16 protein-coding genes are annotated in these 12456 nt (G+C 58.7%); 15 read left to right on the top strand and 1 reads right to left on the bottom strand.

Annotation, left to right across the window (positions count from 1 at the left end; translation table 11 throughout):
• The 8 genes from RTK01_RS12810 to RTK01_RS12845 all read left to right on the top strand — a co-directional run.
• Positions 1 to 645 (top strand): CheB methylesterase domain-containing protein (locus RTK01_RS12810; protein ID WP_312281353.1); only part of this gene is annotated, 645 nt, incomplete at its 5' end.
• Between the two features lie 280 nt (positions 646 to 925).
• A complete protein-coding gene (locus RTK01_RS12815; RefSeq protein ID WP_312281354.1) occupies positions 926 to 1246 on the top strand; it encodes a flagellar biosynthesis anti-sigma factor FlgM in 321 nt (106 codons plus the stop codon).
• 3 nt (positions 1247 to 1249) lie between these two features.
• Entirely contained in the window at positions 1250 to 1726 is a 477-nt protein-coding gene (gene flgN / locus RTK01_RS12820) for a flagellar export chaperone FlgN (RefSeq protein ID WP_312281355.1), read from the top strand.
• A gap of 32 nt (positions 1727 to 1758) precedes the next feature.
• Entirely contained in the window at positions 1759 to 3657 is a 1899-nt protein-coding gene (locus RTK01_RS12825; RefSeq protein ID WP_312281356.1) for a FlgK family flagellar hook-associated protein, read from the top strand.
• Between the two features lie 15 nt (positions 3658 to 3672).
• Positions 3673 to 4719: a hypothetical protein gene (locus tag RTK01_RS12830; RefSeq protein ID WP_312281357.1), complete on the top strand. Its 1047-nt coding sequence runs from the start codon at positions 3673 to 3675 to the stop codon at positions 4717 to 4719.
• Between the two features lie 64 nt (positions 4720 to 4783).
• Positions 4784 to 5395, top strand: coding sequence for a DUF6470 family protein (locus RTK01_RS12835; RefSeq protein WP_312281358.1), 612 nt, complete (start codon positions 4784 to 4786; stop codon positions 5393 to 5395).
• A 26-nt stretch (positions 5396 to 5421) separates the two neighbouring features.
• Complete coding sequence (gene fliW, locus RTK01_RS12840) at positions 5422 to 5871, top strand: flagellar assembly protein FliW (protein WP_312281359.1); 450 nt, start codon at positions 5422 to 5424, stop codon at positions 5869 to 5871.
• Positions 5865 to 6113, top strand: a complete 249-nt coding sequence (locus RTK01_RS12845; RefSeq protein ID WP_312281360.1) for a carbon storage regulator — start codon at positions 5865 to 5867, stop codon at positions 6111 to 6113. Before fliW ends, RTK01_RS12845 begins: the two co-directional genes overlap by 7 nt.
• A gap of 264 nt (positions 6114 to 6377) precedes the next feature.
• Here the strand turns inward: RTK01_RS12845 and RTK01_RS12850 are convergent, their stop codons facing one another.
• Positions 6378 to 7295 (bottom strand): sugar phosphate nucleotidyltransferase, encoded by a 918-nt coding sequence (locus tag RTK01_RS12850; RefSeq protein WP_312281361.1) that lies wholly within the window; start codon positions 7293 to 7295, stop codon positions 6378 to 6380.
• Between the two features lie 208 nt (positions 7296 to 7503).
• Between RTK01_RS12850 and RTK01_RS12855 the strand changes: the two genes are divergently transcribed.
• From RTK01_RS12855 to RTK01_RS12885, 7 genes are all read left to right on the top strand, one after another.
• Positions 7504 to 7926, top strand: coding sequence for a transcriptional repressor (locus RTK01_RS12855; RefSeq protein WP_312281362.1), 423 nt, complete (start codon positions 7504 to 7506; stop codon positions 7924 to 7926).
• Positions 7913 to 8626 carry an ATP-binding cassette domain-containing protein gene (locus RTK01_RS12860; protein WP_312281363.1) on the top strand — a complete coding sequence of 238 codons (714 nt, stop codon included), beginning with the start codon at positions 7913 to 7915 and terminating at the stop codon, positions 8624 to 8626. The genes RTK01_RS12855 and RTK01_RS12860 overlap by 14 nt, the downstream gene beginning before the upstream one ends.
• Positions 8626 to 9444: a metal ABC transporter permease gene (locus RTK01_RS12865; RefSeq protein WP_312281364.1), complete on the top strand. Its 819-nt coding sequence runs from the start codon at positions 8626 to 8628 to the stop codon at positions 9442 to 9444. The genes RTK01_RS12860 and RTK01_RS12865 overlap by 1 nt, the downstream gene beginning before the upstream one ends.
• 323 nt (positions 9445 to 9767) lie before the next feature.
• A complete protein-coding gene (gene rimP, locus RTK01_RS12870; protein WP_312281365.1) occupies positions 9768 to 10232 on the top strand; it encodes a ribosome maturation factor RimP in 465 nt (154 codons plus the stop codon).
• Between the two features lie 88 nt (positions 10233 to 10320).
• Positions 10321 to 11490 (top strand): transcription termination factor NusA, encoded by a 1170-nt coding sequence (nusA, locus tag RTK01_RS12875; protein WP_312281366.1) that lies wholly within the window; start codon positions 10321 to 10323, stop codon positions 11488 to 11490.
• Positions 11491 to 11514: 24 nt separating this feature from the next.
• The gene (rnpM, locus tag RTK01_RS12880; protein ID WP_312281367.1) at positions 11515 to 11790 is read left to right on the top strand and encodes an RNase P modulator RnpM; all 276 of its coding nucleotides are present in this window, start codon (positions 11515 to 11517) and stop codon (positions 11788 to 11790) included.
• Positions 11783 to 12456: hypothetical protein (locus tag RTK01_RS12885; protein ID WP_312281368.1), on the top strand; the 674-nt coding region annotated here is incomplete at its 3' end. The genes rnpM and RTK01_RS12885, both read left to right, overlap by 8 nt.

Here is a 12456-nt window from a genome sequence, read left to right on the forward strand (position 1 = left end):
CGCCCGGCGCGGGCCGCGCGGGCGGAGGTCACGGCGGAGCCCACGGCCCCGCTTGGTCCGCGGCCCATTCTGGATGGGGCGGTAATCGGACTGGGAGCCTCCACCGGCGGGACGGAGGCCACGCTGGAGGTGCTGCGCCGCCTTCCATCGGACATTCCTCCTATGGTTATCGTGCAGCATATGCCCCCGGGCTTTACAAAAATGTACGCCGAACGGCTGGATAGAATCTGTGCCATGGAGGTGCGGGAGGCCGTGGACGGCGATGAGCTGCACCGCGGCCTTGCACTGGTGGCCCCGGCGGACTTTCAGTGCCGCGTGTTGCGGTCGGGAAGCCGGTATCGGGTGACCTGTAAGCCGGGAGAGAAGGTCAGTGGACACCGCCCGTCGGTGGACGTGCTGTTCCACTCCATGGCTGAGAACGTGAAAGGCTCCATGGTGGGCATTATCATGACAGGCATGGGCCGCGACGGAGCGGACGGACTGTTGGCCATGCGAAAGGCGGGGGCCTATACCATTGGGCAGGATAAAGAGTCCTCCGTGGTGTACGGAATGCCCATGGTGGCCTTTGACATCGGCGCGGTGCAAACGCAGGCGTCCTCCGAAAACATTGCGGGCGTGCTGCTTCGCCGCCTGCGGGAGCTGTGAGCATCAGTCGGCGCGGTCATAGATCAATTGAGAAACAAGGGGACCTTCGGCTTGCCGAAGGTCCCCTGTGCAAATTTTGCAAAAAAATTTATAAAAAATGAACGGTTTCACACTTTTTTTGAATTACTGTCTTATGTTTTCAACATAACTGCCGAAATAAAAGGTAGATACAGGGGATTGTGCCGCAGTGCGCGGCGCCGCCCCGAAATGTGCTTAAACCAGTTACAGGCTGCTTCCCTGAATCAGGGAAGGGACTTGCAGAAAACGGAGGAAATGCCGCATGATGAGGATAGTTAACGAGGCCGCCGGAGCGGCGGCGTACGCGCAGACAGTGTCTGGGTCGCAGAACCTGCAAAGCGCCAAAACCGTTCGGGGCGCTGAAAAGGGACGGGAGTCCGGCGGCGCGTTTGATCAGGTCGATATTTCCGGGGCGTCCTCCGGCGGGTCTCTGTTTCAAAAGGAGCTGGCGGCCCGCCTTGTGCGGGATGTCCGCGCTTCTTCCAGCATCGGCGGCGTTCAGCAGGTGCGCCAGCAGATCCAAAGCGGCACCTACCAGTTGGATCCCGTCTCTATTGCCAAGGCCATGCTACTGGAGAGATAAGCTATGAATAGAAATGATTTTCAGGAGTATCTTGCATTTTTAAAATCGCTGGGTGACACGCTGGATGAGATTACCCGCGTGGAGCAGGAGAAGACGGAGTTTGTCCGCACGGATGATCTGGACGGACTGAACGAGTGCTTGAAGCGAGAGCAGGCGCTGTCTTTGACCATGCGGTCCCACGACCAGAAGCGGGAGGCCGTGCTGCGGTCACTGGGACTGGAAGGCGTGCCCCTGCGCAGCCTGATGGACCACGCGCCCGCGCAGGACTATGAGGAGACAAAGCGGACCGTGGAGCAGCTCTGCCGCCAATATGCGCTGTTTCGCGGGGCGTATGAGGTGGCGCGGGACACGTTGGAGTGCAATCTCCACCAGATTGAAAAGATGATTCAGGCGGAGGACCCCAATGCCGTGTCGTCCGCGGGCTATCAGGAAGCGTCTCCCGAGCTTCCGCCCCGCATGAGGACGGATTTCAGAGCCTGACCCGGCTCACCGGTGAAAGAGAGGAAAGCAACATGCTGTCAACAACCTTTGGAGCGTTTACCACCGCGCGTCTGGGCATTTATGCGGCGCAAAAAGCCCTGGAAGTGACGGGACACAATATTTCCAACATCAATACCACTGGCTATACCCGCCAGAGGGTGGATCAGGTGAGCCTGCGGGTGGACGGGGTGGACCGTTATGCCTCTGCTTTCGGCGGAGCCAGCGGGTCCGGCGTTCTGATAACGGGCATGTCCCAGTTCCGGGACCCCTATCTGGACATCCGCTTCCGCAACGAGAACTCCAGCGTGGGCGCCATGGACACCAAGCTTGGCGGACTGGAGGATCTGTCCGCGATTTTAGACGAGGTGGGCACGGGCGATACCGGTGAGGAGGGCGAGGGCATTCTGGCCGCGCAGTTTCTGGACCTGCGGGAAATGCTGGCAAAGCTGACCGGCGACCAAACCACGGAGGAGGAAATGCTCTCTCTGGTGCGCACCTCCGCCGATTCACTGGTGGGGATTATGCGCAGCTATGCTGAGCGGATTGCCGGTGTGAAGGCGGATCAGGAGGACGGCTTGACGGACGATGTCAAGGCCGTTAACGACATTCTCAAAAGCATTCAATCTTTAAATGAAAACATTCAAAAGAGCGAGCTGTACGGGGATAACTCTCTGGAGCTGCGGGATCAGCGAAATTTGCTGATTGACGAGCTGTCCGGGTATATGAAAATTGACGTGACCTATGAGCCGGTGAGCGTGGGCGCGGGAAAGACCGTGGACAAGCTGGTGATTAAGGTCCCCGGCGACCCCTCTACCAAGCTGGTGGACGGCGCGTATATAGGCCAGCTTTCCGTGGGGGACGGGGTTCAGAAAAACCCGGACTATGACCCCAATGCAACGCCCCCTGTTTTAGAGCCTTATTTGGATGCGGATGGAAATCCCGTTACAGACCCTGCCGACGCGGCCAAGCTGCCCTACGCAATCACCGTCTCCTCGCTGAAAGACCGCAATGACAATGTTCTGAAGGAAAAGGACGGCAGCCTTTCAGCGGCGTATCAGTTTGGCGATACCGAGCTTTACGGAGGAATACAGTCAAGGCGCGAGCTTTTGACGGAGGCAGGAGAATTTGCCAGCGCCGACATGACGGCGGCGGATTCGGCTTCCGCAACCAAACGGGGCATCCCCTATTACGAAAACGCGCTGAACTCTCTGGCGCAAAAGTTTGCCTCCGTGATGAATGCGGCCAACACCGGCTATTTGCGGGATTCCGACGGCAATATTCTGGATGGAACCTCGGGCGACGTTCTTGCCACCAAGAAAGCCGACGGGACTTATACCATGAACGGAACCGACTATGCCACTGTGGAAGACATGATTACCGGTCAGGGGACCGCGTTTACCGACAAGGCAAAGCTGATGGGCGGAAATCTGTTCAGCAGCAGCGGCACCAGCGACGACGCCTCCGGCATTACCGCCGCAAACATCTCCATCTCCTCAAGCTGGAGTACCAACCCCAGCTTCCTGCAAAACTCCTTTGAGGCGCTGAAAGGGAAAACCACCGTAGGCAGCAGCGACAACCAGAACATCGTTCATATCCTGGCGGAGTTTGACGGGAAGCAGGAATACAGGCCTGATGAAACCGACCCCACCGGCAAGCCGTTTTTCCGCGGCACCTTTGAGGGGATGTTCACCAACATTGAGCGGACGCTGGCAGACGATGTGAAGAGCACCACGACCCTGCTGAACAACTATACCGTTTCCGCCACGGGGCTGGAGACAAGCCGGGACAGCGTTTCCGGCGTGGACCTCAACGATGAGGCCATGAATATGATGCAGTATCAGAAGTCCTATGCCGCCGCGTGCCGCATGATGACGACGCTAGACGAGGTGCTGGACAAGCTGATTAACGGGACCGGCGTAGTCGGTCGATAAAGGAGGCGATTTATAATGATCCGTGTGACAACAAACGGAACGCTGCGGGGATATCGATCCAGCCTGACGCGCTCCTCTGCCACGCTTGATAATGCGCGGAACAAGGTTCTGACCCAGAGCAACTACACCAGCTACGCGGAGGACCCGGCGGCGGCCACGCAGGCATTCAAGCTGCGCCGTTCCTTTTCCCGCGTCAGCTCCCAATTACAGAGTACCCAAAGCCTGAACAGCAAGTTTTCCGCCGCCTGCGACGCGCTGAAAAGCATCAAAAGCGACCTTGCGGACGGGCAGGCAAAAATCTCCGCTCTGGCTGGATTGAACGACGCCAACGCCTCCGGCCGCCAGCCGTTGGGCGAGGTAATCGGCAGCGCGGCGGAGTCCATTGTCCAAATCTTGAACTCTCAGTATGGGTCCTCGTTTATTTTTGGGGGGAAGGACTCTCTGGGCGACGCGCCCTTCAAAATGGAGGAAATCAGCGGAGAGAATGTCTTGACCTACCGGGGCGTTCGGGTGGACGCGAAGGAGGGAACCGACGAGTATGAACAGCTGAAGGCCATGGCCGGCGAGGAGAGCTATGTGGACATCGGCAGCGGCCTCACGGAGGTGGACGGAAAGCTGGTTTCTACCAGCGCCTTTAACGGAGCGCTGAGCGGCCTGAACTTTGTGGGCTACGGCGTGGATGAGGACGGCGACCCCAAGAATATGGCCTCCGTCATGAACAAGCTGTCCGAAATTTTCAAGCGGTGCGACCCGGATAGCGGCGCGTGGGCTTCAGATCAGGACAAGGAGGACGCCACCCGTTTGACGGAGAAGCTGAAGGATGGCATTGACGAAATCACCAACCAGTGGACCGCGCTGGACGGGCGCACCACCTATCTCGAAACCAGCAGCAACCGCCTGTCCCTGCTGTCCACCAATCTTAACGAGCAGATTCTGGGCATTGAGCAAATTGATCTGGCCAACGCCATCACTGATTTTTCATGGGCGCAGTATTGCTATAACGCGGCGCTGAAGGTTGGCAACAGCATTTTGTCCCAGTCGCTGATCGACTATATGAATTAACGGGCATGAATGGGCCTCCGGAGGATGCCCGACGTGCTTTTAAGGTTAAAAAGGAGTGAAGGCAATGACCTATCCACTAATCGAGATCAAATCGGTACCTATTGAGCTTGAGATGCGGGTTACAGACGCGCGGCTGGAGTACAGCCGTACCACGGTGGATATGGAGATTACCCGGAACGAGGGCGGTCTGAGCATTCGGAGCAAGCCCATTCGCGTGAATCTGGATACATTTGAGGCGCGTAATTCCGTCACACCTACGCTGGCCACTCGCATGAGAGACAACGCTCAGGCAGGAAAGCAGGCCGCCTATGAGGCCACGGCCACCTATGCCCGGCAGGGTCAGCTTCTGCTTCAGGCAAAAATCGGCGAGGAAATGGTGACAAAATTTGCTGCCGAGGCACAGACGCGGAACGTGAAAACCAACGTGGGGCTTGCGTTTCTTCCCACGCAGGGAGTGGACATTTCTTGGGACAAAGGCGAGTTGAACATCCGCTATGAGATGGACAAGGTCAACTTCGACTGGCGCAGCCAGCAAGGGAACTTCGAGTTTACGCCCGGGGACATTCAGTTTGAGGTGACGCAGCAGCCGGACGTTGTAATTAAATACGTGGGCGGGGCGCTGTATGTGCCTCCGTCGGCGGACCCGCAGTATGTCCCTGTTGAAATGGAAGTCTGACACGCGCAAAAGAAAGGAATCCTTCCATGGAAATCACGACAAAATATTTTGGGCAGATCGCCTATGAAGCCGGGGATGTGCTCCATTTCCGGGATGGCCTGTTCGGCTTTGAAGCGGAAACGCAGTTTCTTCTGCTTCCCTTTGCCGACAGCAACGGAACGCTGCTGTGCTTTCAGAGCGTGACCACGCCGGGTCTTGCCTTTGTGGCGATGAACCCCTTTTCCCTGAAGCCGGATTATGCGCCGAGGCTGCGCACGGCAGAGCTGAAGGCCGTGGGCGTGACCCAAAGCGAGGAACTGAGCTTTTACGTGCTGTGCGTGGTGCGCCAGCCCGTATCCGAGAGTACGGTAAACCTCCAATGCCCCGTGGCGGTGAACGAGGATACCGGCGTCGCTATGCAGACAATTCTGGAGGACGGCGGCTATGAGATGCGCCACCGCCTGTCGGAATTTCAGGAAGGGCGGCCGTCATGCTGATTTTGCAGAGGAAGCCCGGAGAGTCCGTGCTGATTGGAGAGGAAATCGAGGTGACGGTGGTTTCCGTGGAAACCGGCGGACGGGTTCGGCTTGCCATCAGTGCGCCCAAAAGCTTGACCATCCTGCGAAACGAGCTGCGGGGCGCCATGGATGCCAACAAGGAAGCGGCCCGGGAGGAGGCGTCTCCTCTCGCGCTTTTAGAGTTATTGCCAAGGCAGGGCGGCCCGGAGACGAAGAAATAAGAAAACGCGCCTTGACCGACGGGTCAGGGCGCGTTTCAGTTTGAGGAAGAAGTCAAAATGACTTCTTCCTCAAAAAAGATTGCAGTCTGCCGCATGCCTCGCTGTTCGCCAAAACGGACAACTCGACACTTGCGGCCTGAGAAGTGTTTTCTCTGACGTACACGCCGCCGGAGAAAACGAATTTAACCTTTTTCGCCGCTTTCATCGCGGCGCAGAAATTCTAATTGTCTGTTCCGCCGCGCGTCGCATACGGCTCCCCTAAAATCAATCCTTCAAGGAAGGGGGATATGCCCCCGCGGCGTGAAGAGCTTTCAGCTCCTCCGCTACCCGCTCCCGGTCCTCCCGGTAGGTCATGCCGAACCAGCGGTCGGCGGAGTGAAGCACGGAGATTTCCAGCCCGCCGCCCTCAAGCTGACTGCCAACCATCAAGGGCAGAAGGCATTCTTTTTTCAGGTCGTCCCCGGCTTCCGTGCGGAGAAAGTTTTCAAAATAGGCCCGCATGGGGGCGAAGATCCAAGGGGTAAAGCCCCAGAAGTTCATGGATACCACCGTGTCCGGCGAGAGGGAGATGTCCTCCGCCAGATCCCGCAGAGTTCCGTCGGGATAAAGCTGGATTTTCAATGCCTCCCGCACGGAGAGAAGCTTCCCGTTCTCCACGGCGCACACACCGCGGGAAACCGTTCCGTGGAGACTGGCGGTATTTTTCAGAAAATAGCCCACCATGGCCCCATGACCTTCGGGAGATAACGTCGTGAGCTGCTCGTACATGGCACGGTAAGCGTCAATTCCGTAATAATCATCGGCATTGATCACGCAAAACGGCTCTTGAATAAATTCCTCTGCGCACAAAAGCGCGTGAACCGTCCCGAAAGGCTTGGTCCTCTCTGAGGGAATCCGGTAAAAGTCCGGAACGGAGGAAAAATCCTGAAACGCGTAGGACACTTCCACGGGGGAACCGTCCTTTGCGGTGCGGCGGCGAAGATATTCGCCGCAGATGCGCTCCATCAGCGGTTCCATCTCCGGCTTGATGATGAACACCACCTTGCCAAAGCCCGCCCGCAGCGCGTCGTGCACGGAATATTCCATCAAAATTTCGTTGTTGGGGCCGATGCCGTCCACCTGCTTGTCTCCGCCGTACCGGGAGCCAAGCCCCGCCGCCATGATTACCAGTGCTGCCTTCATAAACCCTCCATACGTCCGCCGCGCCGCCCGGGAAACGGGACGCGCCCCGGCGTAATTTCACGTAATATGCGGGCCGCGTGCTGTGGCCCTGCCCTTACCATACACTGTTGTGCCGCCCTTTGCAACCGCTAAACGATTTTCCTTGACAATTTTCTGTCCCGGTCTATAATATGAAAATGATTATCATTCTTGAAAAAGGAGGCCGCATATGGCCTATTCCACAAAACAGCAGCAGGCAATTTTAAATTGCCTGGAGGCCCAGAGAAGCACGCCTATGTCCGCCGCGGATTTGGCGGCGGAGCTGCGCCGCCTTGGGGAGCCGGTGGGCCTTGCCACGGTGTATCGCCAGACGGAAAAGTTGGCGGCCATGGGCCGGGTTCATAAGATTAACACGGAGGAAGGCGCTTACTTCCAATACTGCACGCACCATTCGGGGGAGGAAAAGCAAGACTGCCTGCTTTTAAAGTGCGAGTCCTGCGGGCGGATTGCCCATCTGGACTGCACGCATTTGCAGCCGCTGTACCGGCATCTGCAAAAGGAGCATCATTTTGTGGTGGACCACCGGCGGACCCTGTTCACCGGCTTGTGCGAAGCCTGCGCGGAAAAGGAGCAAGTCCATGGAGAAAAATGAGCTGCTTGTATGCCGAAATACGGCCTTGGGCTACGAGGGCCGGGCGGTGCTTTCGGGGCTGAACCTCACGGTTTCGGCGGGGGATTACCTGTGCGTGGTGGGGGATAACGGCTCGGGCAAATCCACGCTGATGAAGGGGCTGCTGGGCCTCATTAACCCCATGGAGGGAAGCATTGACCGGGCGGTGGAGCTGAAAAACGGCGCGATTGGGTATCTGCCCCAGCAGACCCGCGCCCAGCGGGACTTTCCCGCTACCGTATACGAGGTGGTGCTTTCCGGTTTTTTAAATCAGAAGGGCTTTGGCTTTTTTTACACGGCTGCTCAAAAGACCGCGGCCATTCAGGCCATTGGAAAGCTGGGGATACTGGAGCTGAAGGACCGGTGCTACCGGGACCTCTCCGGCGGCCAGCAGCAAAGGGCACTGCTGGCTCGGGCACTGTGCGCCGCCGGGCGGCTTTTGATTCTGGACGAGCCGGTGACGGGGCTGGACCCCGCTGCCGCGCAGGACCTTTACAAAACCCTGCGCTATCTCAACGAAAAAGAGGGCATGGCGGTGGTCATGGTGACCCACGACCTGCGCTCCGCGCTGGAAAACGCCCGGACAGTGCTGCACATCGGCAGGAATAGCTGGTTTTACGGCACGGTGGAGGACTATCTCCGCTCTCCGGAGGGCTGCCGCTTCCGAAAGGGGGAGCAGTAATGGAACTGATGGAAATGCTCGCATGGCCCTTTATGCGCCGGGCGCTGGTAGCGGGCATACTGGTAAGCCTTTGCGCCGCGCTTTTGGGTGTGCCGCTGGTGCTAAAGCGGTACTCCATGATCGGAGATGGACTGAGCCATGTGTCTTTCGGCGCGCTGGCGGTGGCGGTGGCTCTTGGAGTCACGCCGCTGTACTTCTCCATTCCTGTGGTGATTCTTTCGGCATTTTTTCTGCTGCGGCTTGCAAATTCGGGCAGCCGCATGGGCAGCGACGCAGCCATCGCCGTGGTGAGCGCGTCCGCCCTTGCCATCGGCATCATGGTCATCTCCCTTACCACGGGCATGACCACCGATGTGGACAATTACATGTTTGGCAGCGTTCTTGCCATGACGGAGACGGATGTTCTGCTGGCGGCGGCGGTGTGCGCGGCGGTACTGGCGCTGTTCGTGCTGTTTTACCACCGGCTGTTCGCCATCACCTTCGATGAGAACTTTGCTCGGGCCACCGGGATGCGGGTGGAGCTGTATAACACGCTTTTGTCCATCCTCACGGCGCTGACCATTGTGCTGGGGATGCGGATGATGGGCGCCATGCTTATCTCGTCTCTGGTGATCTTCCCGGCGCTGACGGCGATGCGGCTGTTTCGCAGCTTCCGGGGTGTGGTACTGTGCGCGGGGACGACCGCAATTCTCTGCTTTTGCACGGGGCTGACGGTTTCCTATGTGAAATCCACGCCGGTAGGAGCCACGGTGGTGACGGCGAACCTGCTGGTCTTTCTTTTGGCCTGCATGGTGGAACGCCTGCGAAAAAGGAGCTGAATCGCAGCCGCGTGCCTGCGGACTGTCGCCGAAAAACCCTGCGGGAAATGGCGGATTCAGTGACTTGAATCGAATTTTCGGAAATGAAACCGGGGCGGCAAGCCCGCTCCGGTTTTTATTTATTTTTTAACGGCTTTTCTTTGCAAATTCCAAGAAAACACTTGATTTTGGTGTAAAAGCGTGCTATTCTAATCAAAGTAGAGATGGTAGTTGTGTGGAGTGGACCTTGTGTCCGCTTTTTTTGTCGGCCTTTTTAAGGGGCCGGAATTTGAAAAGACCGAAGGCTTTTCCTGAAGCTGACGGCATGAAAGGAAGGCGTTTCCATGAAAAAGATTGCAGAGCTCACCGCCGATTTGGCGGCTCCCGTGGCTGCGGAGCGGGGCTGTACTATCTGGGATGTGGAATACGTGAAAGAGGCGGGGACTTGGTATCTCCGGGTTTTGCTGGACAAAGAGGGCGGCGTGGACATTCTGGACTGCGAGGCCATTTCCCGCAAGGTTTCGGATTTGCTGGACGAGGCGGACCCTATTGAGGGAAGCTATACGCTGGAGGTCGGCTCCGCCGGCGCGGAGCGGGCGCTGAAGCGGCCCGGCGATTTCACGCGCTTTATGGGAAGCCCTGTCGCTGTCCGGCTGTATCGCAACCGGGATGGGCGAAAGGAATTTGCAGGGACGCTTACGGCCTACGACGAGGGGACCGGGGCTGTCACCGTGCGCATCGGCGACAATGAGACGACCTTTGAAAAGGCGGACACCGCGCTGGTGCGATTGCGGGTGGAGTTCTCCTGAAAAGGCGCCGCCGCCGGGCGCGCGGATTTTTTGCTGCAAAATAAAACAGACGAAGAAGACGTATCATATCATAAAAGGAGTACAGGCAATGAGAGGCAAGAAGCAGAAGGAGCTCGTCGGCATGAATTGCGACGAGATTTTCACCGCACTTGAGATGATCGAAAAGGAGCGGAACATCCCCCAGTCCTTTATGCTGGAGAAAATTGTCCAGGCGCTGATCACCGCCTATAAACGGGATTGCAAGGATCAGGTGGATAACGTGATCGTGGACGTGGATGTGGAGCACCGGACGCTTCAGATGTTTGTCCAAAAGAACGTGGTGGACGAGGAAGACTACGTGGACCCCTTCAACGAAGTGCCCTTGGAGGAGGCCAAAAAGTTTTCCGCCAAGTACGAGATCGGCGACGTGATCAATGTCGCCGTGAACAACACGGACTTTGGCCGCATCGCCGCCGGCAACGGCAAGCAGGTGATTATTCAGGGCCTGCGGGAGGCCGAGCGAGGCATGGTGTATGAGGAGTTCAACTCCAAGCAGCACGAAATTCTCACCGGCGTGGTCACCCGACTGGACCCGAGAAACGGAAACGTCTCTTTGCGCATCGGTACCGGGACCGAGTCCACCGAGGCGCTTTTGATGTCAGGCGAACAGGTTCCCGGCGAGGAGCTGGTGGAGGGAATGCACGTCAAGGTCTACGTGGTGGAGGTCCGCCGGTCCACCCGGGGTCCTCAGGTGTTGATCTCGCGGACCCATCCGGGCCTTGTTAAGCGCCTGTTCGAACTGGAAGTCCCCGAGATTTTCGACGGGATCGTGGAGGTCCGCTCCATTGCCCGGGAGGCGGGAAGCCGCACGAAGATGGCCGTCTGGTCCAACGAGGACAACGTGGACCCCATCGGCGCCTGCGTAGGCCCCAAGGGCCAGCGGGTGGAGAGCATCGTGGCGGAGCTGCGGGGCGAGAAGATCGACATTGTGAAGTACAGCGAGGACCCGGCAGAGTTTATCGCGGCCGCGCTGGCGCCCGCCGATGTGGTGGACGTTTGGATGGCGGACGAGGGCAAGGCCTGCCGTGTGCTGGTGCCGGACGATCAACTGTCTCTGGCCATCGGCAAGGAGGGGCAGAACGCCCGGCTGGCGGCCCGGCTTACCGGCTATAAAATTGACATTAAGCCCGAGAGCTTCCGGGAGGAAGCGGCGGAGGAGAGTGCCTCCGCAGGCGAGAAGCCCGCAGAGGACGGCTTGCCCGCGGACGACGCGGAATAAGCGCGCGGAAACGGGGGGAACGCCATGCCGAAGGTGAAAAAGATCCCGCAGCGGCAGTGTGTGGGCTGCCGGGAGATGAAGGATAAAAAGATGTTGATCCGGGTGGTCAAGTCCCCTGAGGGGGAGGTCAGTCTGGACGACAAGGGCCGCAAGCCCGGTCGCGGTGCATATGTGTGCCGGAATGTGGAGTGCCTGCGCAAAGCGCGCAAGTCCCGGGCGCTGGAGCGGGCCTTTGAGGCCCAGATTCCCCCGGAGGTATATGACGCCATGGAGCGTCAGTTGGGAGAAGCCGATGAATAAAGAATTACTGTCTACGCTGGGCCTTTGCAAGCGAGCTGGGCTGCTGGAGGTGGGCGAAGAGCCGGTGGAGGCCGCCGCCCGGGCACGGGAAGTGCGATTGTTGCTGCTGGCGTCCGACGCGGCAGAGAATACCGCACGGCGGGCCGACCACTTCTCGGAGATGGGCCAGTGCATGAAACTCCGGATTCCCTTTACTAAGGAGGAGCTGGGGCAGGCTATGGGCCGAAGCGAGTGTGCCATTCTGGGCGTGACCGACGTGGGTTTTGCATCCGCTATTGCCCGCCGATTGGCGGACGAGGACGCAGAAACCTACGGCGACGCAGCAAACCGGCTGGAGGTCAAGGCCCAGCGGGCGTCCCTGCGTAAAACAGAGGAGGCACTTCACGAAAAGAACCTCCGCCGGGGTAAAAAGCGTAAACCCGGCGAGGCAAAAGCGGCGGAAAAGCCGCCGGAGCCGACGGCACCGGCGCGGCCTCTGCGCCAAGCCCGGGGCGGTGGCAAGCCACCCGCCGGGAAAAGCTTTGGAAGAAAGCCTTTTGAGTGGAGCGAAGCAGGCGGGGACCGGAAGCCCTACGGCAAGCCGGGCGCACCCAGCGGGGACCGCAAGCCTTACGGCAGACCGGGCGCACCCAGCGGGTACCGCAAGCCCCACGGCAGACCGGGCGC

It is taken from the genome of Oscillibacter sp., assembly GCF_031978065.1.
Classification (GTDB): domain Bacteria; phylum Bacillota; class Clostridia; order Oscillospirales; family Oscillospiraceae; genus Oscillibacter.